This is a genomic window from Nocardiopsis sp. iso_40, from assembly GCF_056173285.1.
The window spans coordinates 2,178,046-2,202,389 of record NZ_CM149666.1 but is presented as its reverse complement, the minus strand read 5'-3'; the positions used below and the strand labels follow the sequence as shown (position 1 = coordinate 2,202,389).

The 24,344-nt window shown below is 70.7% G+C and carries 23 protein-coding genes, 1 tRNA gene and 1 pseudogene; 12 read left to right on the top strand and 13 right to left on the bottom strand.

Translation table 11 applies throughout. The features are described 5' to 3' along the window. The first annotated feature begins 380 nt into the window (after positions 1 to 380). The 4 genes and pseudogenes from AC0VYD_RS09760 (at position 381) to AC0VYD_RS09745 (ending at position 2,896) form a co-directional block, all read left to right on the top strand. On the top strand, positions 381 to 710 hold the full coding sequence (locus AC0VYD_RS09760; protein ID WP_475479553.1) for a hypothetical protein: 330 nt from the start codon (positions 381 to 383) through the stop codon (positions 708 to 710). Then, complete coding sequence (locus tag AC0VYD_RS09755; protein ID WP_475480231.1) at positions 710 to 1,897, top strand: zeta toxin family protein; 1,188 nt, start codon at positions 710 to 712, stop codon at positions 1,895 to 1,897. Before AC0VYD_RS09760 ends, AC0VYD_RS09755 begins: the two co-directional genes overlap by 1 nt. Before the next feature lie 232 nt (positions 1,898 to 2,129). Next, positions 2,130 to 2,522: pseudogene (locus AC0VYD_RS09750) on the top strand (hypothetical protein); the annotation flags it as partial. Then, a complete protein-coding gene (locus AC0VYD_RS09745) occupies positions 2,519 to 2,896 on the top strand; it encodes an ATP-binding protein (RefSeq protein ID WP_475479552.1) in 378 nt (125 codons plus the stop codon). The pseudogene AC0VYD_RS09750 and the gene AC0VYD_RS09745, both read left to right, overlap by 4 nt. A 390-nt stretch (positions 2,897 to 3,286) precedes the next feature. Here the strand turns inward: AC0VYD_RS09745 and AC0VYD_RS09740 are convergent. The 4 genes from AC0VYD_RS09740 to AC0VYD_RS09725 form a co-directional block, all read right to left on the bottom strand. Next, positions 3,287 to 3,360, bottom strand: a tRNA-Val gene (locus tag AC0VYD_RS09740). 53 nt (positions 3,361 to 3,413) lie between these two features. Further along, on the bottom strand, positions 3,414 to 3,881 hold the full coding sequence (locus AC0VYD_RS09735) for a peroxiredoxin (RefSeq protein ID WP_475479551.1): 468 nt from the start codon (positions 3,879 to 3,881) through the stop codon (positions 3,414 to 3,416). A 132-nt stretch (positions 3,882 to 4,013) separates the two neighbouring features. Further along, positions 4,014 to 4,439 (bottom strand): DUF3052 family protein, encoded by a 426-nt coding sequence (locus AC0VYD_RS09730; protein ID WP_473040428.1) that lies wholly within the window; start codon positions 4,437 to 4,439, stop codon positions 4,014 to 4,016. A gap of 181 nt (positions 4,440 to 4,620) precedes the next feature. Next, positions 4,621 to 5,031 (bottom strand): secondary thiamine-phosphate synthase enzyme YjbQ, encoded by a 411-nt coding sequence (locus AC0VYD_RS09725; protein WP_475479550.1) that lies wholly within the window; start codon positions 5,029 to 5,031, stop codon positions 4,621 to 4,623. 128 nt (positions 5,032 to 5,159) lie between these two features. On the opposite strand from AC0VYD_RS09725, the gene AC0VYD_RS09720 reads away from it, so the two are divergent. After that, entirely contained in the window at positions 5,160 to 6,848 is a 1,689-nt protein-coding gene (locus tag AC0VYD_RS09720) for an alkaline phosphatase D family protein (protein WP_475479549.1), read from the top strand. A gap of 112 nt (positions 6,849 to 6,960) precedes the next feature. Here the strand turns inward: AC0VYD_RS09720 and AC0VYD_RS09715 are convergent, their stop codons facing one another. Beyond that, entirely contained in the window at positions 6,961 to 7,911 is a 951-nt protein-coding gene (locus tag AC0VYD_RS09715; RefSeq protein WP_475479548.1) for a hypothetical protein, read from the bottom strand. Positions 7,912 to 8,213: 302 nt separating this feature from the next. Beyond that, positions 8,214 to 9,455, bottom strand: a complete 1,242-nt coding sequence (locus AC0VYD_RS09710) for a PucR family transcriptional regulator (protein WP_475479547.1) — start codon at positions 9,453 to 9,455, stop codon at positions 8,214 to 8,216. A 330-nt stretch (positions 9,456 to 9,785) separates the two neighbouring features. On the opposite strand from AC0VYD_RS09710, the gene AC0VYD_RS09705 reads away from it, so the two are divergent. The 5 genes from AC0VYD_RS09705 (at position 9,786) to AC0VYD_RS09685 (ending at position 14,712) form a co-directional block, all read left to right on the top strand. Continuing rightward, entirely contained in the window at positions 9,786 to 10,694 is a 909-nt protein-coding gene (locus AC0VYD_RS09705; RefSeq protein WP_475480230.1) for an ACP S-malonyltransferase, read from the top strand. 2 nt (positions 10,695 to 10,696) lie between these two features. Continuing rightward, positions 10,697 to 11,653: a beta-ketoacyl-ACP synthase III gene (locus AC0VYD_RS09700; protein WP_475479546.1), complete on the top strand. Its 957-nt coding sequence runs from the start codon at positions 10,697 to 10,699 to the stop codon at positions 11,651 to 11,653. An 83-nt stretch (positions 11,654 to 11,736) separates the two neighbouring features. Beyond that, positions 11,737 to 11,976, top strand: coding sequence for an acyl carrier protein (locus tag AC0VYD_RS09695; RefSeq protein WP_017589705.1), 240 nt, complete (start codon positions 11,737 to 11,739; stop codon positions 11,974 to 11,976). A 134-nt stretch (positions 11,977 to 12,110) separates the two neighbouring features. Then, positions 12,111 to 13,349, top strand: coding sequence for a beta-ketoacyl-ACP synthase II (fabF, locus tag AC0VYD_RS09690; protein ID WP_475479545.1), 1,239 nt, complete (start codon positions 12,111 to 12,113; stop codon positions 13,347 to 13,349). 154 nt (positions 13,350 to 13,503) lie between these two features. Further along, positions 13,504 to 14,712 (top strand): EAL domain-containing protein, encoded by a 1,209-nt coding sequence (locus tag AC0VYD_RS09685; protein ID WP_475479544.1) that lies wholly within the window; start codon positions 13,504 to 13,506, stop codon positions 14,710 to 14,712. Positions 14,713 to 14,724: 12 nt separating this feature from the next. Here the strand turns inward: AC0VYD_RS09685 and AC0VYD_RS09680 are convergent, their stop codons facing one another. Continuing rightward, positions 14,725 to 15,666 carry an SGNH/GDSL hydrolase family protein gene (locus AC0VYD_RS09680; protein WP_475479543.1) on the bottom strand — a complete coding sequence of 314 codons (942 nt, stop codon included), beginning with the start codon at positions 15,664 to 15,666 and terminating at the stop codon, positions 14,725 to 14,727. Positions 15,667 to 16,351: 685 nt separating this feature from the next. Between AC0VYD_RS09680 and AC0VYD_RS09675 the strand changes: the two genes are divergently transcribed. Together AC0VYD_RS09675 and AC0VYD_RS09670 are read left to right on the top strand one after the other, a co-directional pair. Further along, positions 16,352 to 18,703, top strand: a complete 2,352-nt coding sequence (locus tag AC0VYD_RS09675; RefSeq protein WP_475479542.1) for a hypothetical protein — start codon at positions 16,352 to 16,354, stop codon at positions 18,701 to 18,703. A 191-nt stretch (positions 18,704 to 18,894) separates the two neighbouring features. Beyond that, positions 18,895 to 19,647: a DUF2470 domain-containing protein gene (locus AC0VYD_RS09670; protein WP_475479541.1), complete on the top strand. Its 753-nt coding sequence runs from the start codon at positions 18,895 to 18,897 to the stop codon at positions 19,645 to 19,647. Positions 19,648 to 19,742: 95 nt separating this feature from the next. Here the strand turns inward: AC0VYD_RS09670 and AC0VYD_RS09665 are convergent, their stop codons facing one another. The 6 genes from AC0VYD_RS09665 to sufD form a co-directional block, all read right to left on the bottom strand. Next, positions 19,743 to 20,120 (bottom strand): metal-sulfur cluster assembly factor, encoded by a 378-nt coding sequence (locus tag AC0VYD_RS09665; RefSeq protein ID WP_191271362.1) that lies wholly within the window; start codon positions 20,118 to 20,120, stop codon positions 19,743 to 19,745. Continuing rightward, entirely contained in the window at positions 20,121 to 20,594 is a 474-nt protein-coding gene (gene sufU, locus AC0VYD_RS09660; protein WP_475479540.1) for a Fe-S cluster assembly sulfur transfer protein SufU, read from the bottom strand. A 189-nt stretch (positions 20,595 to 20,783) separates the two neighbouring features. After that, on the bottom strand, positions 20,784 to 22,082 hold the full coding sequence (locus AC0VYD_RS09655) for a cysteine desulfurase (protein WP_475479539.1): 1,299 nt from the start codon (positions 22,080 to 22,082) through the stop codon (positions 20,784 to 20,786). A gap of 2 nt (positions 22,083 to 22,084) precedes the next feature. After that, on the bottom strand, positions 22,085 to 22,846 hold the full coding sequence (gene sufC / locus AC0VYD_RS09650) for a Fe-S cluster assembly ATPase SufC (RefSeq protein ID WP_475479538.1): 762 nt from the start codon (positions 22,844 to 22,846) through the stop codon (positions 22,085 to 22,087). Positions 22,847 to 22,854: 8 nt separating this feature from the next. Further along, positions 22,855 to 23,190, bottom strand: coding sequence for a non-heme iron oxygenase ferredoxin subunit (locus tag AC0VYD_RS09645; protein ID WP_475479537.1), 336 nt, complete (start codon positions 23,188 to 23,190; stop codon positions 22,855 to 22,857). Then, positions 23,183 to 24,343 carry a Fe-S cluster assembly protein SufD gene (gene sufD, locus AC0VYD_RS09640; RefSeq protein ID WP_475479536.1) on the bottom strand — a complete coding sequence of 387 codons (1,161 nt, stop codon included), beginning with the start codon at positions 24,341 to 24,343 and terminating at the stop codon, positions 23,183 to 23,185. Before sufD ends, AC0VYD_RS09645 begins: the two co-directional genes overlap by 8 nt. Position 24,344: the final 1 nt, after the last annotated feature.

Here is a 24,344-nt window from a genome sequence, read left to right as displayed (position 1 = left end):
GGGCAGGGGTCACCCGGAGCAGCGGTGGGACGGGACGACCGCGCTCTCCCGGATCGTCGGGGAAGGCGTCGTCGGCGGGTGAGTGCGCCCGGAAGGCGGAGCCCCGCAGCGAAGGCCCGGCCGCCCCCCGGAGTGGAACGACCCCCGGGCGAACCAACCGCGACCCGCCCCGGGGCCCGCCGCAGCACCAGACGAGGGCCTGCTCCTGGCCGAACCGGGAACGCCCCGGCCCGAACACCGAATCAGAGGGACAGACCAATCCCCTGATACGCCAAGGATCAATCGCGAATGCTCCGAATATTTGCTGTCCAGACGGGGGCCGGTCGGCACAGACACAGGTGATATCATCACGCCATTCGAAACCCGAGGAGATGAGTTCTGTGCACAACGACAACAAGGGCGAGAAGCGCGACCCTTCCCCCGGAAAGGTCCGACCCTTCCCGCCCGAGGGCATGGAATTGATGGAGTACCTCAACTTGAAAGAGAAAGCAAAATCCTATATCAGCATGGTGAGGTATCTCTACGCGGACCTGGCCTTCGCTGAAGAGGACCCCGAGCAGAAAGAAAAATACGAGAACGAGAGCAAGCGGAACTCGGACCTTCTGAAGTCCATGACGTGGATGGACGTGGATGTGGCAAAGCCGATTGTCACTGAATATCCGGACCTTATCCGTCGGCTTCGCGAAAAGGTCAGCGAGAGTGATGCGTGATGCACTCCGCCGGCCCCCGGGAAGCGGCTCAGATTGAGGAGCGCAAGAAAAGACGCACTGAGGATCTCGTTCCCGGCGATGTTCCCGTTCGCTCGAACGGCCAGAAACCACAGTTCGTCATCATCACGGGTCAACCGGGCGCAGGCAAGACGACAATCCAGGAAAGGGTAACCAGCACCCTCGGGCCGTCGACCGTTAATTACGACCCCGATGACAACGCCGCGATCCATCCGCGTTACACAAAGATCATGCGGGACAACGGTCGCCAGGGCCAGTCCGCCGTTGAGCGCAGGCTACCCGACGACCTCCACGAGGAGCTGATCGGGAACCTTCGCGGTGACACGGGCGGCCCGAAGTACGACGTGGTCGCCAGCTTCCCTTTCGGGCGCACGGAACATGCCGACTACTGGCTCGACGGATTCCGTGATCGAGGGTATGAGACGACTGCGGTGTTCGTCGCGACCCACGAGTCGAACAGCATGCTCGGCATCGCCCACCGCTACCAGCAGGACCGTGACAACCCCACGAAGGGGTACGGGCGGTGGGTCGAACCTCCCTTGCACGATTCGATCTACGCGAGCAACCCTCGCGTAGCACGCGAACTCGAATCCACGGGCAAGGTCGACCACATCTACGTGACCAACCGCGACGGCGAGGTCCTCTACGAAAACCACCGCAACCCGGACGGGACGATGCAGAAGGCCTCCGGTGCCCACGAGGCGATCATCGAGGAGCGCAACAGAATCCCCACCCCCCGGGAGATCGAGCGCTTCGACTCCACCGTTGCCTACATGCGCAGCACCGATCGCAAGGTGCGCACCGAACCGGTCGATGACATGGTCAGGATGACCGTCGACTACGCGGAGCGAGATCACCAGGACCTTCGGCGAGAGGGGACCGTGGTAGCGGCACGCACCGCATCCGGGCCTCACCGGACGATCGAGACGGCGCTCCAGGAGCAACGCGGGGAGGGGACTGCGGCAGCGGAACCAGCCAGGACCGCTACGGCGTCCAAAGTCGCGCGCCTCGCCCGAAGCGCACAGCCCTCATCCGACAAATCCAGACTCGCGCGCCTCGCCAAAAGCGGAACTCCCCCGTTCGGCAATCGCTCGCAGAACACCGGAAGTACACCGGACCCGAGCAGTAGCTCGCAGGGCAGCAGCCCTGACCACGACGTCGAGTTCTGAACCCCCTCGCGGTGGCTGCCCCGGCTCGGGCGGGTGGCTGCCGCGTGAGGGTTCCGATGCGGCTTCGAACGACTCCGGCCCGTGTGAAACGGGGTGTGCCTGTCCAGCTGATGGCCGTACTTCGTGCACGAGGGGCAGCCGGTCGCGGAGGCAGGAAACCGCCCGTGCTGCAGGACCGTGACGGCATGATCGGTCAACGGCCTTTTCTCCCCCGGCGCGCTGCTGAAGTGCGCGCTCGCGCCCGTGGGTGCTGGGCGAACTCGGCTCCCGCGGTGAGCTGGACCGGTGGCGGTGCTCGGTCGACTCGGTGAACATGCCTGCTCTCAAAGAGGGGGAGCTGGCAGGTCCGGATCCTGTCGACCGGGGCAAGAAGGGCGCCAAGATCCACTTGGTCACCGCTCGGGCAGGGCTGCCGGTCTCCCTGGCGATCTCGGGTGCGAACCTGCACGAAAGCCGGGCCCTGCCACCGCTGGCAGGTCGAGCGCCCCATGGCCTGGCTGGCCGGATGCCGCCGACTGCACCGCCGCTACCAGCCGAGCGCTTCCTCACGTTCGCCGGCATCGCCCGCACATTGATCTGCTTCCGCAGACTCAACAGACGAGATGAGTTCCTATCCATCTGGTGATCAGCGTCCAAGGCGGCCAGCTGCTGATCGAGGTGTGGGATGCCAGGAACGGTGCGCCTACGAGCAAGCCTGTACCCCCTGACGCCGAGAACGGTCGTGGGCTGTTCCTGGTGGAGGTGCTCAGCCAGCGGTGGGATGTGGTGCCGTCGCCGCGTGGCGGCAAGACGGTGTGGTGTGTGCTCGCCCTCGCCGCCGCGGGGTCGGCTGAGCACCAGGAGGCCGAAGCCTCTCCCCCACCGGCTCCACCCTTGCCGTTGCCGCGCCGGACGATGCCTTACGGCTACACCCCGCTGCCTTCAAGGGCTCCTCACAACACATCGCCGCTGGGCGCGAAAGACATGGAGCGCGTGCTGATAGGGCTGGCGCGGCTGTGATCGGTGCTTGACAGGCTGCACGCCCTACAGGATGGCCGTACACGCGTCGGCACAGTCGAGGGCACCGGAGATACCCCTGAACAGCGACGAAGCCCCCTCCGTGGACGGAGAGGGCTTCCTGGTGCTGTCCTCGGTGGACGAGCTTCTCGAATCCCTTGCATTGGGTAAGGGTTCCAGTAAGCCGTCCAGGGCGGACCCTGGGCAAGCCAACTACAACCCGTGGGGCGAAGCCCCGCGTTGTGAGAGAGTGCCCCGCCCACCTCACCAATCGACGCGACCCCGACCAGAGGGGGGTACCTCGGGGGGTTCGGGGGGTCTCCCCCCGGGAAACACGAAGAACGACCCCGCGAGGCGGCCGAAGGCCCCTGAGCAGGGTCGTCCTGAGTGGAGTGGGCGCGAAGGGACTCGAACCCCTGGCCTATTGCTTGTAAGGCAATTGCTCTAACCAACTGAGCTACGCGCCCCGTGTGTGCGTCGCGAGCGATCATACCGCTTCTCGGTGGTCCTCGCGCCTGATTTATCCGGCCAGCTCCCGGGCCTGGCGAAGGTACTCGGTGACGTCCCGGGGCTCACCGGCGGGGGTGTGCACGGTCCAGCGGACGGTGCCGTGGCCGTCGATCAGGAAGGTGCCCCGGCGGGCGACCCCGCGCCGCTCGTCGAAGACCCCGTAGTCCCGGGCGGCGGCGCCGTGCGGCCAGAAGTCGGACAGCAGCGCGAACGGGAAGTCCTCCCGGTCGGACCAGGTGCGCAGGGCGAAGGTGGAGTCGACGGACACCGCGAGGACGGTGACGTCCAGTTCCTTGAACTCGGCATGGTGCTCGCTGAGGTCGGCGAGCTCGCCGGAGCACACGCCGGAGAAGGCCAGCGGGTAGAAGACCACGAGCACGGGCCCGCCCCGCAGGGAGCTCAGGAGGACCTCCTGGCCGTACTGGTCCCGGAGGGCGATCTCGGGTGCGCTGGCACCCGCGGAGACGGTGTCGGTCATACTCGCGTTCGCGTTCGTCGGCGTACAGGCCGGTATCGGCGCCCGCCGTTCAGCGGGCGCCCTTCAGCGCCGCGCGTCTGTTCTGCCGGGACGCGCGGCACCGGACGTCTCACCCGGTGCGGGTGCCGACCGTCACCTCTTGGGGACGACCAGGCGGGTGCCCGACCAGTCGGCGCCGATGCTGACCGCACTGGTCTGGGACAGGCCCGAGGTGTTGGCCGCCTCGGCGACGTCGTTGGGGGACACGTGCAGATCACGTCCGGCCTTCGGGGTCAGGACCAGGATGGTCCCGCCGTCGGCGATGGTGGTCACCGTGTCCATCAGTGCGTCGGTGAGGTCGCCCTCCTCGTCGGACCGCCACCACAGCAGGGCCGCGTCGACGTCGCCGTCGTACTCCTCGTCGACCAGCGCCTCGCCCGTGAGTTCGGCGATGGATGCGCGCAGTCCCTCGTCGACGTCGTCGTCGAACCCGAATTCCTGCACCACCTGACCCGGCTTGATTCCGAGTCGGTCAGCCAAGCCGCGTTCGCTTTGTGCCTGGCCCGCGGTCGCGCTCACGAAAGTTCTCCTCCACAGATGGTTTTTCTCAATCTTGCCTGCACGAAGCAGTTGTCACAACGATGCCGGGCTTTTCGGTCGCCCGTCACGTGGGTCCGTAACCATCGCTGATGGCCTAGTTCACACGCTACTGGCATCTCCCGTCAACGCGCGGCCGAACCCGGCACGCGTCGGCTTCCGTTCATTCCGACCTCAGGTAGGACAACCGCACCCGTCGGTCCGGGTTGTCCACGTTCAGGTCGACGAACGCGATGGACTGCCACGTTCCCAACTCGAGTCTGCCGGAAAGGACGGGCACCGTGGTCTGGGGAGCGACGTACGCCGGCATCACGTGCGAACGCCCGTGTCCCTGGGAGCCGTGCTTGTGGCGCCAGCGGTCGTCGGCCGGCAGCAGGTCGTCCAGGGAGGCCAGGAGGTCGTCGTCGGACCCCGCCCCGAGTTCGATGATGGCCACACCCGCGGTCGCGTGCGGGACGAAGACGTTGAGCAGGCCGTCGCCTCCGCTACCGGCGACGAAGTCGCTGCACTGCCCGGTGATGTCGGTGATGCTCTCCGATCCGCCGGTGTGCAGCTCAAGGATCTGTGTCCGCATAGCGCCACCTTCGCGCAGCCGGGCCCCGGGTGCAACCATCCCATGTCAACCGTGCGTGGCCGCGAGCTGCGCGAAGGGTCCATACTCGTCGTCGACGTGTGTGAAACTGGTCGAAAGAAGGGAAAAGGGTGACTGTCTCGTTACGTTTGGGCCCCATGCTGCGGCATGTGGGACCCACCACCGCAACGGTGTGGGTGGAGACGGACGCACCCTGTGACGTCCGGATCCGTGTGGACGGCGGGGCGGTCCACGCCGCCCGGACCTTCACGGTCCACGGCCACCACTACGCCGTGTGCGAAATCGACGGCCTCCCCACCGGTGCGGTCCTTGCCTACGAGGTCTTCCTCGGCGAGGACCGGGTCTGGCCGGAACCCGACAGCCCCCTGCCGCCGAGCGTCCTGCGCACGCTCTCCCCGCAGGCGCCCACCCGGCTCCTGTACGGTTCCTGCCGCACCCCCACCGGGGACACCCCCGAGGGGCTGGTCCGCTACGGGCCAGACATGCTCCGCGCGAGCGCGCGCCGGCTGGCCCGGGAGGGTTTCGACTCCGCCGACGAGAACCTGGCGCTGCTGCTGATCGGCGACCAGGTCTACGCCGACGAGCTCCAGGAGCCGATGCGCGCCTTCCTCAGGCAGGTGCGCGACACCGACTCCGGGGACGGCGCCTCCGGGGACGGCGCGCCCGAGGACGAGGTGGTGCGCTACGACGAGTACGCCGAGCTCTACCGGCAGGCCTGGTCCGACCCGCAGGTGCGGTGGCTGCTGTCGACCGTCCCCACCCTGATGGTCTTCGACGACCACGACATCCGCGACGACTGGAACACCTCGGCGGCCTGGCGGCGCGAGATGGACGAGCGTCCGTGGTGGCGCACCCGGGTGACGAGCGGGCTCGGCGCCTACTGGGTGTACCAGCACGTGGGGAACCTCTCCCCCGACGCGCGGGCCAAGGACCCGCTGTGGGCCGCGGTCCGCGACCACCGGGAGCGCGGCACCGACGCCGGGGACACCCTCGACTCCTTCGCCTGGCGGGCCCACGAGGAACCGTCCTCCTACCGGTGGAGCCACCGCCACGACGTGGGCGGCGTCCGGATCCTGGTGGCCGACACCCGCTGCAACCGGGCCCTGGGCGAGGGCGACCCCTCCGACGGCTCCCGGTCCATCCTCGGCTCCGAGGGGCACGACTGGCTCGACGAGAACCTCACCGGCGGCCCGGAGCACATCGTCGTGGCCTCCACCGTCCCGGTCCTGCTGCCGCCGCCGGTGCACCACCTGGAGGCCTGGAACGAGGCGGTCTGCGGCGGCGCCTGGGGGTCGGCGGCGCGCGGCCCCGCGGAAAGGCTCCGCCAGGCCCTGGACCTGGAGCACTGGGGCGCCTTCCAGTACTCCTTCCACCGCCTCGCCGACGCGCTGCTCGACGTCGCCCGGGGCGGACGCGGCCCGGCCCCCGCCACCGTCCTCCTGCTCGGCGGGGACGTCCACTTCTCCTACCTGGCCCGCGCCCGCGCCCGCGCGGGAGGGACGACGTCCCGGGTGACCCAGTTGGTCTCCTCCGCGCTGTGCAACCAGCTCCCGCCGAACTTCCGCCGCGCCGCCGCCCTGTCCGCGGGCTGGCCCTTCCATCTGGCCGGGCTGGTCATGACGAGGCTGGCCGGGGTGCGCCGCAGCCCGCTGTCGTGGCGTCTGGCCGGGCGCCCCCACTTCGGCAACACCATCGGTGAGGTGGCCTTCGACGGCCGTGCGGCCGAGGCGCGCTGGTACCACTGCCCGCAGGGCGGCGGCGAAGCCCTGCCCGAGGTGCACCGCCGCGCCCGGGTCTGATCCCGGCCGCCCGGCCGGAACCGCTCTCCCGCCGACCGTCGCCAGCGGTTCCGGGGGCGCCCGGTCGGCAAACGACGCCCGGCGGCGTCCGGAGGGGGCGCCGCCGGAGCGGTCAGGGCTTGTTGGAGCGGGGAGGCCGACTGGTGTGGGGTCCGCGGCGCCTGCGCCGGACTCCCAGGCCGAGTGCGCCGCCCTGTTCGAGGATCTGCCGGGCGGCCCGGTTCACCGTGCCGCGGGTCCCGGTCGCCGGTGCGGGAGCACCCTCGGAAGCGGCCGGTTCGGGTTTGGGAAGGAGCGCGGTGGGCTCGTCGTCCTCGTTACCGGTCTCCTCCGGCAGCGCGTGGAGCCTGCGGGTCCGCTGGAGCCCGGTCTCCCCGGTACCGGATTCGCCGCCGGACGCCTCCGGTGCGGGGGCCGCGGTCTCGGTCGGGTTGAGCTTCTCCTCCCGCACGGCCTCCTGCCACGCCTTCTCCTGCTGCTGGTCCTGCTCCTTCTGCTGGGCCAGGCGGCGGTCCCGGTCGGCCCGCCAGGCGCGGTAGGAGCGGGCCAGCGGGGTGGCGACCGGCCAGGTGACCCTGGCCGGTCGGGACAGCGCGTGCCACAGGTAGGCCGTGGTGCCCCAGGCCTCCATGGCGCGGCGCGCCTTGGTGATGGTGAAGAAGGTGGGCACGGCCAGCAGCAGTTGGGGCCAGGCCAGGGCCAGCGCGGCGAACAGCGGGTACATGCCGCCGCCCGCGACCGCGGCGGCCGCACCGATCACCATCGGCACCAGGGCCAGCGCCACCCGCAGCTGGGTGAACTGGCGGAAGCGGTGCAGGGAACGGCGGGCCGACACCGGCGGGGCCAGGCCCTCCGGCAGCGGTGTGGGCTGTACGAGCATGGCGAGCAGCATCGTTCCCACCCCCACGCTGGCGGCGAGCAGGATCGTCCACCCGGCGGCGGAGAACGTCCCTCCCACCATGAGGTAGACCAGCCCCAGGACCGGGATCGGCGCGGGGACCCAGAACAGCACCCGTCTGCGCAGCTCGCCCTCCTGAGTGGGCTGGAGAACGAAATCGATCACCGGGCGTAGTATCCGGAACCTCTTCCTCGGTCGCTCGACCACAGCGTTGGACCCCCCAAGAACGTCGTGACGAGGCGGTGCGGGGAGCGGCGCCCGAGGATTTTCGTCGCCTCTTGGCTCCACCTGCAGCCCGCCCGTATCAAAGCTATCTCTTTCGCCTGGTCCCCGGGCGCACGCGGTCAGTTACAGGCATACCCGGCGCTGGTGAAACTTCCATAAGGCAGCCGAAATAGCAGGCAACGATAAGATTACGACGTACCGGCGGCCTCCGTCACGGTTATCCCTGATACCGGTGAGGCGAATCATCCCTCCCGGGTTTCGGACAGCCTTCCGAGGGCCACCGCGATCCGGAGCACGAACGAGCCCCGACCGTCGGAGGGGATGTGTCCGGTGAGCTCCGAGATACGGCTGAGCCGGTAGCGCACCGTGTTCGGATGCACGAAGAGCATCCGCGCGGTGGCCTCCAACGAGGAGGCGTGCTCCAGGTACACCGACAGCGTGTCCAGGAGCGGGGAGCCCGCGCTCCGCAGCGGGAGGAACACCTCGGTCACGAGCTGGCGGCGGGCCTCGGCGTCGCCCTCCAGGGCGCGTTCGGGCAGCAGGTCGTCCGCGAGCACCGGGCGCGGCGCGTCGGGCCAGGCCACGGCGGACCGGAGACCGCTCACGGCCGCGCGCAGCGAGGCCCCCGCCGCGTGCAGGTCGGGCACGGTCGGCCCCACCACCACGGGCCCGTCCCCGAAGAGCCCGGCCAGGGGTTCGGCGGCGGCGAGCGGGAGTTCGTCGACCGGGTACCGGTCGCCCACGCCGATCACCACGACCACGCGACGCCCCTGCGTGCCCGCCAGCACGTCGTAACCGAGGCGGCGGGCGGCCGAGCGCAGATCGTCGAGGACCTTGCCGCCGGCGTCCTCGCCGACGTCCCCGGCCACCGCGATCACCGGGGTGTGCGACCAGCCCAGCGCAGAACCCCAGGTCTGCAGGCCCTCCACCTGGTCGCCGTGCAGCAGTGCGTCGACGATCAGTGCCTCCAGGCGCGCGTCCCAGGCCCCCCTCGCCTCGGCCGCGCGGGCGTAGACCTTCGCGGAGCTGAAGGCCACCTCGCGGGTGTAGCGGAGCATGGCCTCGCGCAGCTGCTGTTCACCGCCGGGTGCGGCCAGCTCCTCGACCTGGCTCTCCACCACGTCGATGACCACACGGATCATGTCGACGGTCTGCTGGAGGGAGACCGAGCGGGTGAGCTCGCGCGGAGCGGTGCCGAAGACCTCAACGGTGATCGCGGGGCGGCCCCGCCCGGGGTTGCGGAACCAGTCCACGAAGGCGGCGACCCCGGACTGGGCCACCAGCCCGATCCAGGAGCGGTCCTGGGCCGACATCCTGCGGAACCAGCCGAGCCGCTCCTCCATCCGGTTGACGGCGGCGGTGCCCAGTACGCCCATGGAGCGCTCCAGGCGCCGGACGGTCTCCGCGCGGGTCTGGTCCTGTGCGGCCTCGGAGGCGGACGGCGCGGCCGCGCCGTCCTCAGTCGGTTGGGATTCGGTGTTCACCCGTCCAGGTTCGCATCCTCTCCGGTCCCGCCCCGGAGTTCACCCCCGTGTCGGCCGTCACCCTCCAGGTGAGCGGGGTCCGCGGACGGCTCCCGGAGGGGCCCGCGTAACGTCGGAAAGTGATCTCCTCCACCCGTTTCGGGCTTTCGTGCACAGCTCGGACGCCGTTTTGTGGAGTACCTACAAACGGTCTCCTCCTAACTTCGTGTCTCTCCCTATCCAACTGGTGATCTCCTACAGGGCAAGGTTGATGTCGTGCTTGTAATCGTTGCTCCCGGCCAAGGCGCCCAGGTTCCCGGTTTCCTCTCACCGTGGCTCGAACTCCCCGGCATGACCGAGAAGTTCGCCTCGTGGTCCGAGGTGACCGGCCTCGACCTGGTGCGCTACGGCACCACCGCGGACGCGGAAGAGATCCGTGACACCGCCGTCGCCCAGCCCCTGCTGGTCAGCGCCGGCCTCGCCGCGGCCTCCGCCGTGCTCGGCCCGCCGTTCGTCCCCGGAGCCCCGCTGCCCGCCGACCCCTCGCTCGTGGACGCCACGGCGGGGCACAGCGTCGGCGAGTTCACCGCCGCCGCGATCGCGGGCGTGCTCTCCCCCGAGGACGCGCTGGCGCTGGTCGCCGAACGCGGCCGGGGGATGGCCGACGCCGCCGCACAGGCCGAGACCGGCATGACCGCGGTCCTGGGCGGCAAGCGCGAGGACGTCCTGGCCGCCGTCGAGGCCGCCGGACTGACCCCGGCCAACGACAACGGCTCCGGCCAGATCGTGGCCGCGGGCACCACCGCGCAACTGGCCGCGTTGGCCGAGAACCCGCCCGAGCGGGCCCGGCTCCGCCCCCTGTCCGTCGCGGGTGCCTTCCACACCGAGCACATGGCCCCGGCCGTGGAGCGGGTCCGGGCCGCCGCCCGGGGGCTGGAGCCCGCCGACCCCGCGGTGCGGCTGCTGTCCAACGCCGACGGCGCCGTGGTGGGCAGCGGCTCCGAGTACCTGGAGCGCCTGATCGCCCAGGTCTCCTCCCCCGTCCGGTGGGACGCCTGCACACAGACGCTCGCCGACCTGGGGGTGAGCGCGCTCATCGAGCTGACGCCCGCGGGCACGCTCACCGGCCTCGCCAAGCGCGCGCTGCGCGGTGTCGAACTCCTCGCGGTGAAGACCCCCGACGACCTCGATCGCGCAGGCGCCCTCATCAAGGAGCACGCGGGAACCGCCTCCTCCGCGAGCACCCAGCAGGAAGGCTGACCATGTTCAAGTCCCCGAACGTGCCCGGCGGCGCCGCGATCCTCTCCTTCGGCGAGTACCAGCCGTCCGGCGTGGTGACCAACGCCGACCTGGAGGCCCGTGTCGAGACCACCGACGAGTGGATCCAGAGCCGGGTGGGCATCAAGGAGCGCCGCATCGCGGGCCCCGAGGACACCGTGGCGAGCATGGCTGTGGCAGCCGGGGGCAAGGCCCTGGCCGCCAGCGGACTCTCCCCCGAGGACGTCGACCTGGTGATCGTGGCCACCTGCACCGTGCAGGACCAGATCCCCAACACCGCCGCCACCGTCGCCGCCCGGCTCGGCATCACCGCCCCGGGCGCCTTCGACGTCAACGCCGCCTGCGCGGGCTTCTGTTACGCCCTGGGGCTGGCCTCGGACTCCGTCCGGGCCGCGAGCGCGCGCAACGTCCTGGTGATCGGTTCGGAGAAGCTCAGCGACTGGGTGGACTGGCAGGACCGCTCCACCTGTGTGATCTTCGCCGACGGCGCCGGGGCGGCCGTGGTCTCCGCCACCGAGGACCACGGCATCGGTCCGGTCGTGTGGGGTTCCTCCGGCGAGCGCGCCGACAAGATCTACCTGCGTGAGGGCAAGTACCTCTACCAGGAGGGCCAGGCAGTCTTCCGGTGGACCACCACCGAGCTGTACAAGGTGGCCCTGGAAGCCCTGGAGCGGGCCGGCGTGGAGCCCTCCGAGCTCACCGCCTTCGTGCCCCACCAGGCCAACCTGCGGATCGTCGAGTCCATCGCGCGCAAGCTGGGTGCGCCCCAGGCACTCGTGGCCCGCGATATCGTCACCGCTGGCAACACCTCCTCCGCCTCGATCCCTCTGGCGCTGTCGCGCATGATCGAACGCGGGGAACTGCCGTCGGGGAGCACCGTGCTCACCCTGGGATTCGGTGCGGGCTTGGTCTACGCCGCACAGGTGATCCGTATCCCCTGATCCGACCCCGGCAGCCCGGGTGCGCCCGTTCCACACGGGACCGTTTCCCGACACCACATTCGTCAAGCAAGGAGAAACAAGACATGGCCCTCAGCGAGCAGGAGATCCTGGCCGGCCTCGGCGAAATCGTCGAGGAGATCGTCGGCACCGAGCCTTCCGACGTCACGCCCGAGAAGAGCTTCGTGGACGACCTGGACATCGACTCGCTGTCCATGGTGGAGATCGCCGTCGCCGCGCAGGACAAGTTCGGCGTGGAGATCCCCGACGACCAGCTCAAGGACCTCAAGACGGTCCAGGACGTCATCAACTTCATCCAGAAGTAGCTGTGTCCGGGCCGTCGGGGCCCACCCGGTCCCGGCGGCCCACCCGTCCGCACCACGGACGCCCAGACCGAACCATCCGCCACGCCTCCCGGCGCACACGGCCGGGAACGACCCACGAGAAGGGCGATCGGATCATGTCCAAGACCGATGTCGTCGTCACCGGCCTCGGCGCCACCACCCCCCTCGGGGGTGACGTCGCGACCACATGGTCCGCGCTCCTCGACGGCCGCTCCGGGATCAGCACCCTGCCGGAGGACTGGCACGACAAGCTCCCGGTGCACTTCGCCGGGCAGATCGCGCAGGAGCCCTCCGAGAAGCTGCCGCGTCCGCGCCTGCGCCGCCTCGACCGGACCCAGCAGTTCGCGCTCATCGCCGCACAGGAGGCGTGGGACCACGCGGGCGCCCCCGAGATCGACCCCCTCCGCCTCGGAGTGGTGGTCTCCAGCGGGATCGGTGGCATCCTCACCATCCTGGAGCAGTACGACACCTTCCGTGAGAAGGGCTGGAAGCGGGTCTCCCCGTTCACCGTGCCCATGCTCATGCCCAACAGCCCGGCCGCGGCCGTGGCCCTGGAGTTCACCGCCCGTGCGGGGGCGCACGCCCCGGTCAGCGCCTGCGCCTCCAGCGCCGAGGCCATCGCCAACGGTGTGGACATGATCCGCGCCGGCCGGGCCGACGTGGTGATCGCGGGCGGCACCGAGGCCGCGATCCACCCCCTGAACATCGCCTCCTTCGCCTCGATGCGGGCCCTGTCCACGCGCAACGACGACCCGCAGGGCGCCTCCCGCCCCTGGGACGCCGACCGCGACGGCTTCGTCATGGGCGAGGGCGCGGGCATCCTGATCCTGGAGTCGGCCGAGCACGCGGCCAAGCGCGGTGCGCGGGTGTACGCCCACGCCGCGGGCGTCGGCTACACCGACGACGCCTACGACATCGTGCAGCCCGACCCGGAGGGCGCCGGCCAGGCCCGCGCCATCACCCAGGCCCTGGCCGACGCCGACCTCAAGCCCAGCGACATCGTGCACGTCAACGCGCACGCCACGTCCACCCCGGCCGGAGACGTCGGCGAGACCCGAGCGATCCGCTCGGCTCTGGGCGACTCCGCCGCCGACCGGGTCGCGGTGACCTCCACCAAGTCGATGACCGGCCACCTCCTGGGCGGCGCGGGCGCGGTGGAGTCGATCGCGACGATCCTGGCCCTGCACGAGGGCCGGATCCCGCCGACCATCAACATCGCCGAGCTCGACCCGGACGTGGCCGTGGACATCGTCCGCGACAAGCCCCGGGACATGCCCGAGGGGGACGTCGCGGCCATCAACGAGTCCTTCGGCTTCGGCGGCCACAACATCGCGGTGGCCTTCCGCCGGGCCTGACCGAGCGCACCCGCGAACGGGCCCCGTCCACCGGACGGGGCCCGTTCGGCGTACCCGGGCCCGCCCCGCACCAGCCGCCCGCGCGAAACGGCTCGTGAAGGTGTGTTGAACAGAGTCGGACAGGTCTTCAGATCGGTGCGCCCCGCCCGCCACCATGGGTCCCGTGTCCACGCTTCCCCCGCACCCAGTACGCCAGGACCCGCCCCCGGCCCCCGGCCCCGCCGCCCCGGCGCCCGGTACCCCCGAAACGGGCCCGACGAGGGCCCGTACCGCCCTGTCCTACCGCCCCGTGGTGGACCTGGACTCCGGCGCCGTCGTGGCGGTGGAGGTGGCAGCGGCCCCGCCGGGCAGACGAAGCGGTGCCGAGGTCTCCGAACGGAAGGCCGCGGCCGTGGCCGAGTGGCTGCTGTCACTGGTGCGCGAGGCCGCCGGGGCCGAGGGGCTCCTGCCCCTGGTGCTTCCGCTGCCCGCCTGGGCGCTGGCCGCCGGGGAGGACTTCGCGGTCCTCGCGGAGAACGGTCTGCGACGGGCGGGGCGGCGCCCTCGTGACGTCACGTTCATGCTGACCGCCGATCTCGCGGAGCTGCCGCGGGCCACGGTCCTGTCCGGGGTGGCCCGGCTTCGGGCCTCCGGTTTCCGCTGCGGGTTCGGTACGGCCATGGCCCGCCCGGACCTGGTGGTGGAGGCGGCGCCGTTCCTGATCCGGTTGGACCCCTCCCTCGTCTCGGGGATCGACGGCGACCACCGCAACGGGGGGATCGTGGCCGGGCTGGCCCGGATCGGGCGGAGCAGCGGCGTGTACGCGGTGGCCGCGGGGGTGACCAGTGCCGAGGAGATCGTTCGGCTGCGCGAGTGCGGGGTGCGGTTGGGCGGCGGGACGTTCTTCGCCGACCAGGAGTGGCGGCCCGGTGAGCGGGTGACCCCGGTGCCCGAGCCGGCGGCGGCCGCCCAGGGCGGCGCGGACTCCGGCCCGCGCGTCACCGAGTTCATGGTCCCGCCGGTCGGCTTCGACTCCAACTCCACCGCCGAGCAGGTCCTGGAAGCCTTCACCGACGACCCCGCCCTCAACAGTGTCGTGCTGATCGACCACCGGGAGCGTCCGCTCGGGGTGATCGACCGGACGCGTTTCCTGTTGTCGGTGACGGGACGCTACGGGCACGCCCTGCACGCCAAGCGCCCGGCCCTTCGGCTGGCCGAGGCGCCGCGAACGGTTCCGGCCTGGATGTCGGCGATCGCCGCGCTGCGGGTCGCGGGCCAGGACCGCGAGCGCGTCTACGACGACCTGATCGCGACCAACCCCTACGGTCAGTGCCTGGGGATGGTGCACGTCAGCGCTCTGATCCAGTCCCTGTCCCGGAACTGAGGCGGCGCCCGGTCAGCGCTGGGGCTCGGGGCCCTTGGTGCCGGAGGGGCTGCTGGTCGGCGGGGTGTCGTCCGCGGAGTAGTCGTTGTAGTGCGTGTCCGCCCCGGCCTCCCGGAGCTTCCGGCGGAGGAGTTCGCGGGTCTCCTCGTCGTGCAGGTAGTCCAGTTCCGGTCGCCGGGGCAGTCGGCCGTCCCCGGAGGAACGGCCCATCGCCCGGCGGCGCAGCCACGGCACGAGGTGCTGACGGGCCCAGCGGCGGCTCTCACGGCGGCGCAGGATCCGGGGGAGCTGCTGGGGCGGGGTGGACCAGGGGTCGGTCCAGGACTCGGGCGGTCCCATCGGGTGGCCGAGCAGGTCGGCGACGCGGGCCGCGACGATCTGGTGTCCCGCGCCGTTGGGGTGCAGCCGGTCGTCGCTCCAGGCGCGGGGGTCGTTGAGGGCGTTGAGCGCCCACAGGTCGACGATCTCGGTTCCGGTGCGTTCGGCCACCGCGCGCATGTGCATGCTGAACACCGCGATACGGCCGCGGTAGAGGCGCAGGACGGGGATCCATCCGGTGTCGTGCCCGGCGAGGATCACGACCCGGATCCCCGCGTCGCGCAGCTGACGCACGCCCCACTCGAAGTTCTCGGCCAGCTCGTCCAGATCGCCCCCGGGGCGCAGGACGTCGTTTCCTCCGGCGAGGACGGTGACCAGGTCCGGTTTCCAGGCGAGGGTCTGGTCGAGCTGTTCGCCGAAGATGTGCTTCATCCGGCGCCCGCGCACACCGAGGTTGGCGTAGCGGAAGTCGGGAGAGAGCGTGCCCAGGTGTTCGGCGAGGCGGTCCGCGAACCCCCGGTACTCGCCGCCGGGGCCGCTGTCGTCCTCCATCCCCTCTGTGATGCTGTCACCGATCGCCACGTAGGACCGGATCAGTTCCGGTCTGGCCACGGGCGCGGCAGCGGGGGGATTCATCTCAAGGTCTGTCACGTCAACCAATCATCCGGATCGACCGTCCCACGCCTGCCAAGCGCCGGGGTGCGCGGGAACGGAAGTCTTGGCGGGTCGCGGTGTGTCGCTGGCCCGAATGTCCGAGCACCGTCGGCCCCGGGGTCGGCCGCGCCATGGCCACCCGGCCGAGGGGCGCTCGGGCGAGGACAGTGCCCGTTCAGCATACCCGCGCCCGGCATCGGAGCGCCGGGCCTGGACAGGAGTTCTGCGGCCGGAGCGTCCCGGCCCGACGCCCCTCGGAACCCGGCTCCGACCGAGGGCGGTGCGGGCAGCGGGAGCGTCGTACGCAGAACGAAGGACGGTAACGAGAAGAGCCGAAAGTCCGACATGAGGTAGATCACATCAGTTGGCCTGTTCCTGGCGCGGATCTCTTCCGTCACGGCCATCACACAGCGTGTTCACCCCCGGGCGGAGCCGGACCGGGACGTCCCGGGGCTACCCATGTGGCCCCAGGACACGTACGATCTCGGAGAAGTGCTCACGGCACCCCTGCCCCTCGGCTGACCGTGCCCCGCGCGAAACGGCCGAGCCGGTTCCCGACCCGTCCCCCTCCGGGTCAAGGACGCGTACTGTGGTGCATCGAACCGAAGGCCCGTGCGGTTCCTCCCGAATTCACGTGCAGACACCAGGAGGTCGAGGTCCCCAGCGGATGAACGCCGTCTCTCCGATCTGCCTCGTCGACCTCGCGCCCGCCCTGCGGTGGTCGAGGTCGCCGGACGTGGCACCCCTGCTCCATCACGACCGTCTGATAGACGGCTGGTGGCACTCGCTGCCCGTCGCCCGCGTCCTGGACATCGCGGGACCGCCCTGGCTCGCCAACGGTCTGGCCCGCCTCGCCGTGGAACAGTGGGGGCACATCCCCCTCGCGGAGTTCCTGCCCAGCCTGCGCACCCAACCGGTGGACTGCTCGGACCTGGCCGAGCCCGTCCGCGGTGCCGTGACCGCCACCGCCGGGGACTGGGACCGGCTCATCTCGGCCAGCCCCGCGGAGATCCACGAGTGGCACCTCCAGAGCTGCGGAGTCCTCGACGTCGTGAGCACGGTCGTCTGGCGCGCCCTGCAGCCCTGCTGTGAGCTCCCCAGCGGCCCCACCCCCTCCCCCGCGCTCATGCTGGAGGCCGTGCGCACCATCTCGCACTGGCTCCCCGAGTCGGCCCCCGAACACGTGCGCAACGCGCTCGACTACCTCACCTCCGCCACCGGGGTGGACGGGACCACCGGTTCCGCCGAGGGCGGCGGGGACGACTCGGGCCCGCCGCAGACCCCCGCCACCCGCGCCATCCGGACCCTGCGGGCCCTGCGCGCCCAGCGGGACCAGGAGCAGGCGCCCGAGGCCCAGCAGGCCCCGGCGGACCATTACGCCCCCGAGGCCGAGGCCCAGCCCTCCGCCGTGGCCGGGGGCATGGTCAGCTCCGCCGCGATGCTGCCCGGCGCGGCCCTGGCCTCCGACGCGGGCGGCGCGCAGGAGCACAGTCCCGAGCACAGCGGTGTGGGCGACCTGCGCTCCCAGTTCCGGAGTTCGCTCCTGGGCCCCGGCCGCACCCTGCGCCGCCCCAGTTTCCGCCGGACCAAGGCACCGCTCCCGGAGCAGGCGGAGGAGCGCCCCGCCCCGCCCGCCCTGGGCCAGCACCCGCTGGTGGACCTGGTCGAGGAGATGTTCCGTTCCTGGCCGGACCTGGAGCGGACCGTGGCCGCCGAACGGCTCTTCGCCACCGACCCGATCAGCATCCGCGTCCTGTCGGAACAGATCTCGGTGGACGTGACCGACATCCGCAGCGCCCAGCGCAAGGTCGAGGAGCGCCTGCTGCACTGGCTCGGCTCCCCCGAGGGCGCCGCCATCACCAAGCACCTGCGGGAGCTCTCCGAGCAGCTCGGGGCCGCGACCACCATCGACCGGCTCATCAACGCGCACCCGGACCACCCGGTGGACGTGCCCACGCTGCACACCCCCCTGTGGCGCGTGATCATCACCCTGTTCACCGACCGGCGCATGCACAACGGCTGGCTCATCGCCGACGACCCGAACCGGCTGCGCTGGCAGACACGCGAACTGCTGGGCGACGCCCCCAGTCTGACCGAGGCGGGCATCCGGCTGGGCCGGATCGGTATCCGCCAGCAGGAGTTGCGCGCCTGGCTGCTGAGCACCCCCGGGGTGAGCCTGCGCGACGGCCACGTGTTCGTGGACGCCTCGGTTCCCATGGAGGCGCCCGGCGGCGGTCACTCACCGGAGGAGTCCGGGGTCACCACGGAGAACGGGCTACCGATCCGCCGCCGCGCCGACGGGCAGCCGACCACCGAACCCCTCAGTCCTCCCCCGCCCGGCGGGGATCAGGGCTACCAGCAAAGACCCGGATCCGACCACGGCGGTTTCCCGCCCCCGCACGCCCCCGCCCCGGCTGCGCACCCGCCGATGCCCCCCGCCCCGGCGGCGGCCCCCGCACAGGCGCCCGTCCGTCCGGGGTCGAGTGGACCGGCCATGTCGGCCCGCTGCTTCCGCGCCCCGGACGGCCGCTGGTGGCACCGCATCGACGTCACCGCCGACCACCTCAACGGTGCCCCCGTGGCGGTGCCCAACGGCTACGCGACCCTCCTGGGCCTCCAGCCCGGTCGGCTGCTGTGCCTGACCGCCCCCGGCGCGGACCTGTTGGTCCTGGTCTGGCGCGACCAGCCCGCCTTCGACTCCCTGCGTCCGCTGCTGCGGCGCCAGGCCGCACAGCCGGGTGACCGCATCTTCATCACGGTCTCCGGCGACCGCCTGGACGCCCGCAAACTGCCCGCCGGGGACCTGAGCGGGCACCCGCCGACCGCCCGGGCCCTGCACCTGATCGGCTACACGGCACCGGCCGCCCCGGAGGAAGCGCTCAGGATCCTCTCCCGGCGGATCACCGAGAACGGGGACGAGTCCCTCGCCGACCCACAGGCGCTGCTGGACGTGCTGTCCCTGCGCGGGGACGACGACATCGCGAGCGAGCTGCGCTCGGCCATGTTCGCCGCCCACTGACGCCCGAGCCCGCGAAGGGGCCCGCGGCCGGACACCTTCCGGCCGCGGGCCCCTTTTCTCCGTCCGGATGGTCCGGATCCGGACGGGTGCCGTCGTGCCCCGCCCGGTAGGGGACGCCCCGCGAACCGCCCCCTGCCGGGTTCCGAACAGACCCAAAAAGAGATAGGTTAGGCTTACCTAAAAGAATTGAGGTGGTCCTCCTGTCTCCGCACTCCCTCGCGCCCTCCCCCGCCGAGAGGGCCCGTTCCGTCCTCTCCCGGCCCAACCCGGCCACGGTCACCACCGACCGCGCCTCCCTGCACCTGACCGGGGCCGTCTGCCACACCACGGCCGAGGGCGAGGTCACCCTGCTGCTCCCCGACCAGCACCGGGTCCTGGCCGAGATCGGCGAAGGCACCCTGGAGGCCACCGTGGAGTTCACCGACACCGCCCCGGTGGACCTGCGCGACCCGACCCGCTCGCTGCTCTGGATCAGCGGGGACCTGCGCATCGCATCCCCCGCCCAGGCACGCGGCCGTGCGCTCGCCGTCCTGGCCGGGGACCCCGACGAGCGCCTGCTCGATCTGGGCCACGGCCGCACCATGGTCGTCATGGACCCCCACCTGGTCGTCCACTCCGACAACGAGGGCTGCCACCTGCTGCACCCGCAGGAGTTCACCGAAGCCGCCGCGGACCCGTTCGGCCGCTGGGAGGGGCCCTGGCTGCGCCACCTCGAGGACGACCACCCGGACGTGCTCCGGGCCCTGGTCGCCCGCTGCCCCACCCCGCTCCCCCAGGGCCGCCCCCGTCCCCTCGGGGTGGACCGGCACGGCCTGTGCCTGCGCCTGGAGGGCCCCGACGGCGACCACGACGTCCGCATCCCGTTCCGCGGGCTCGTGCGCACCCCGCACGACATCGCCCACGAGGTCCAGGAGATGGCCGGACCCGACCGGCACCGGTGCTGACCAGGACGCGGCACGCCGGTTCGGGTGCGCACACACGAACGGGCCGGGCCCCTGGGAGTCACCCAGGGCCCGGCCCGTTCGCACGTCGGATCAGATCAGACGTTGAAGCCCAGCATGCGCAGCTGGTCCCGACCGTCGTCGGTGATCTTGTCCGGACCCCACGGCGGCATCCAGACCCAGTTGATCTTGACCTCGCGCTCGAACTCGTCCAGGGCGCTGTTGGCCTGGTCCTCGATCACGTCGGTCAGCGGGCAGGCCGCGCTGGTCAGGGTCATGTCCAGGGTGATCGACTCGTCGTCGTGGTTCACCCCGTAGACCAGACCCAGGTCGACGATGTTCACGCCGAGCTCGGGGTCGATCACGTCCTTGAGCGCCTCGCCGATCTCCTCGGCCAGCGCCTCCTGCTCAGGGGAGAGCGGAGCGGCCTCGGGCTTCTCGGCGGGCTCGGTCGTCGTGGTCTCGTTGTCACTCATTCAGGCGCCTTCCTTCTCCAAGGACTGCGACACCGCGTCCTTCCAGGCCATCCATCCCAGCAGGGCACACTTGATCCGAGCCGGGTACTTGGACACGCCGACGAACGCCACGGCGTCCTCCAGCACGTCCTCGTCGGGCTCACCCTTACCCTTGGACTGCATCAACTCGGTGAACGCGTCCAGGGTCGTCATACCCTCGGCCACCGTTCTGCCGATGAGCAGGTCGGTGAGCACCGAGGTGCTGGCCTGGCTGATCGAGCAGCCCATCCCCTCATAGGAGATGTCGCTGACGACGGCCTTGTCGTCCAGCACCGAGCCGGGGGCGGGGGTCAGCGCCACCCGGAGCGTCACCTCGTCCCCACAGGTGGGGTTGATGTGATGCGCCTCGGCGTCGTGCGGATCCCGCAGCCCCTTGTTGTGCGGGTTCCGGTAGTGGTCCAGGATGATCTCCTGGTACATCGCGTCCAACTGCATGGTCAGCCAGAATCCTCGTCCTAAGCAGTGTTCTCTGTGGGCCTGAGCTGCGCTTCGGCCCGTGGTCGGCACCTTTGCGGAGGGATTCGGGTCGTAGCAGGCACAGCGATCTCGTCTACGCCTGGCTCGCCCATCCGTCGCCCGCCGCCACCATCAGAAGAACACCCCCGGTGGTTCACCGAATCGTTCCTAGGCCCTGGTCCCGAAGAACCTCTGGGCGGCCCGGATAGCCTCCACCAGCGCGTCCACGTCCTCCAACGTGTTGTAGAGGTAGAAGGACGCGCGCGTGGTCGCGACGATGCCGAGCTTGCGGTGCAGCGGCCAGGCGCAGTGGTGGCCCACCCGTACCTCGACGCCCTTGTCGTCCAGGACCTGGCCCAGGTCGTGCGGGTGGATGTCCTCCACCACGAACGACACCGCGCCGCCCCGGTCCACCGCCTCGGTCGGGCCCACGATCCGCACGCCCTCGATCGCGCCCACGTGCTTGAGGGCGTACTCGGTGAGCGTGTGCTCGTGTGCGGCGACCCGGTCCATGCCCACCTTCGACAGGTAGTCACAGGCCGCGGCCAGACCGACGGCCTGCGGGGCCATCGGCACCCCGGCCTCGAAGCGCTGCGGCGGGTCCGCCCAGGTGGAGTGGCTCATGTGCACCACGCCGATCATCGAACCGCCGCTGATGAACGGCGGCATGGCGGCGAGCAGTTCCCGGCGCCCCCAGAGCACCCCGATCCCGTTGGGACCGAGCATCTTGTGCCCGGAGAAGGCCAGGAAGTCCACGTCCAGCCCGCTGACGTCCACCGGCATGTGCGGGACCGACTGGCAGGCGTCCAGCAGCACCATCGCACCGACCTCGCGGGCCCGTGCGGTGATGGCGCCGACCGGGTTCACGGTGCCGAGCACGTTGGACTGGTGCGCGAACGCCACCAGCTTGGTGCGCTCGTTGACCAGCTCGCCCAGGTCCGAAAGGTCCAGGCGGCCCGACTCGGTGACCGGGAACCAGCGGAGCGTCGCGCCGGTGCGCTGGCACAGCTGCTGCCAGGGCACCAGGTTGGCGTGGTGCTCCATCTCGGTGACGACGATCTCGTCCCCGGGGCCCACCTGGAACCCGCGCAGGCCGTCCTCGGCCGTGGCCGCGTTGCTCATCGCGTACGCGACCAGGTTCACCGCCTCGGTGGCGTTCTTGGTGAAGACCACCTCGTCGGAGTCGGCGCCGATGAAACGGGCGATCGTCTCCCGGGCCGACTCGTAGGCGTCGGTGGCCTCCTCCGCGAGCTGGTGCGCGCCACGGTGCACCGCCGCGTTGTGGCGTTCGTAGAACCCGCGCTCGGCGTCCAGCACCTGGCGCGGTTTCTGCGAGGTCGCCCCGGAGTCGAGGTAGACCAGCGGGCGCTCGTCACGGACGGTCCGGGACAGGATCGGAAAATCCTCCCGGATCGCCTGTGTGTCGAGCAGGCCAGTGTCGGGCTGACCGGACTCGCGGAGGGCCATGGTTACGCGCCCGCCTTCGCGAACCGCTCGTAGCCCTCGGACTCGAGCACGTCGGCCAGCTCCGGACCGCCGGACTCGGCGATACGGCCCTCGGAGAAGACGTGCACGAAGTCCGGCTTCACGTAGTTGAGGATGCGGGTGTAGTGCGTGATGAGCATGACGCCGAGGTCGCTGTCGGCCTGGGCGCGGTTGATGCCCTCGGAGACGATCTTGAGCGCGTCGACGTCCAGGCCGGAGTCGGTCTCGTCCAGAACGGCGACCTTGGGCTTGAGCAGCTCCAGCTGGAGGATCTCGTGGCGCTTCTTCTCACCGCCGGAGAAGCCCTCGTTGACGCCGCGGGCGGCGAAGGCCGGGTCGATGGAGAGGTTCTTCATCGCGCCCTGGAGCTCCTTGGAGAACTGGCGGAGCTTGGGGGCCTCGCCGCGCACCGAGGTGACCGAGCTGCGCAGGAAGTTGGACATGGACACGCCCGGGACCTCGACCGGGTACTGCATGGCCAGGAACACGCCGGCGCGGGCCCGCTCGTCCACCTCCATGTCCAGGATGTTCTCACCGTCGAGGAGGACCTCGCCCTCGGTGATCTCGTAGCGCGGGTGGCCCGCGATCGCGTAGGCGAGGGTGGACTTGCCGGAGCCGTTGGGGCCCATGATGGCGTGCGTCTCGCCGGAGTTGATGGTCAGGTCAACGCCCTTGAGGATCTCCTGCCGCTCGTCCTCGCTGATGAGGACGTCGGCGCGCAGACCGCGGATTTCGAACTTCGTCATTTCAGGCCTCAGGAATTCTTCTCATCCAGCGACACGAGCACGTCGTCGCCGTCGATCTTCACGTCATAGGTGGGAACCGGCTGGGTCGCGGGCGGGTTGATCGACGCCCCCGAACGCAGGTCGAAACAGGAACCGTGCAGCCAGCACTCGATGGTGCCGTCCTCGACCTCTCCCTCGGAGAGACGGACCTCCGCGTGCGAGCACACGTCCCGCAGGGCGAAGACCTCGCCCTCGGTGCGCACCAGCGCGATGGGGGTCTCGTCGTCGGTCTCGACCGCCAGAACCCCTTCTTCGGGGATCTCGTCGAGTTCGGCGAGCTTGGTCCAGTTACCCGTCTCACTCATGTGCGGCAAGCTTTCGCTCGACCTTCTCCATGACCCGGTCCCGCAGTTCCTGGCTCTCGATGCGGTTGACGATGTCCAGGAAGTAGCCGCGGATGATCAGGCGCCGGGCCTCCTCCTCCGGGATCCCGCGCGAACGCAGGTAGAAGAGGTGGATGTCGTCCAGGCGCCCGGTGGCGCTGGCGTGCCCGGCCCCGGCGACCTCACCGGTGAAGATCTCCAGGTTCGGGACGGAGTCCACCCGGGTGTCGTCGGTGAGCTGGAGGTTCCGGTTGTTCTCGTAGGAGTCGGTACCGGTGGTGCCCTCCCCGATGATCACGTCGCCGATCCAGACCGTGTGGGCGCCGGAACCGTTCAGCGCGCCCTTGTAGTCCACCCGGGAGCGGGTGTTGGACACGTTGTGGTCGATCAGCGAGCGGTGCTCGTGGTGCTGGCCGTCGCCGGCGAAGTAGAGCCCGTAGAGCTCGGCGTTGCCACCGCGGCCCTCGTAGGACACGCGCGGCGACAGCCGCACGAGGTCCCCGCCCAGGGTGATGACGATCGACTTGAAGCTGGCGTCCTTGCCGACCCGCGCGTTGTGCTGGCTGACCTCGACCGTGTCGTGGTCCCACTCCTGGAGGCTGACCAGGGTGAGCTTGGCGCCCTCGCCGACGTGGACGTCGAGGCTGCCCGCGCGCACACCGGTACCGGTGTTGGTGATGATCACGGTGGCCTCGGCCATCGGCTTGACGTCGATGACCAGCTGCTCGAAGGCGGTGCCGCCCAGGGCCTGGCGGTCGATCGTGATCGGCTTGTCGGCGACCAGCGACTGCGGCACGGTGACGACGGTGGCCTCCTCGAAGGAGGTGTAGGCCTGCGCGATCACGCGGTTGACGGGCAGGCCCGCCTTGCCCAAGCGCTCGTCGTCACGGCCGACCGTCTCGAAGGTGACGCCCTCGGGGGCGTCGACGACGGTCTCGTCGGTGCCGTCGGCGGTCCCCTTCCAGTCGTGCAGCCCCTTGAGGCGGCGCACCGGGGTGAAGCGCCACTCCTCCTCACGCCCGTTGGGGACGGGGAAGGCGGCCACGTCGTAGGAGCCGTGCGTGTCGAGCTTGGAGACAGGGATCTGTCCCAGCCCGTGGCTGTGCGCCTTGGGCTCTGTGTTCGCGGTCGTCAAC